At 34.0% G+C, this 262-nt stretch carries 1 protein-coding gene; it reads left to right on the forward strand.

Annotated elements, in window-relative coordinates; translation table 11 throughout:
* A partial coding sequence (locus SB725_RS31960; protein WP_410923477.1) for a tail fiber domain-containing protein occupies nucleotides 1–262 on the forward strand: 262 nt, incomplete at both ends.

Genomic DNA, 262 nt, shown 5'->3' on the forward strand with positions numbered 1-262 from the left:
CCTTTCAGTATAATGGAAAAGGAGGTTATAGTGACGACGGAAAAACATATACAGGGGTAATTGCTCAGGAGATCGAGAAAGTTTTACCGGGAACTGTAACGAAAATAAAATCAAATGATTTTGACGACCAACGTAAATATGATTCTTCAGAAATTACATATACTTTAATTAATGCTATTAAAGAACAGCAAAAGCTCATTGAAGAGCAAAAAAAGCTTAATGAAGAACAAACCAAGCTGATAAAAGAGCTTCAGGCTGATGT

It is taken from the genome of Pseudomonas sp. SIMBA_041 (assembly GCF_046535095.1).
In the GTDB taxonomy this organism is placed as follows: Bacteria; Pseudomonadota; Gammaproteobacteria; order Pseudomonadales; family Pseudomonadaceae; genus Aquipseudomonas; species Aquipseudomonas mucoides.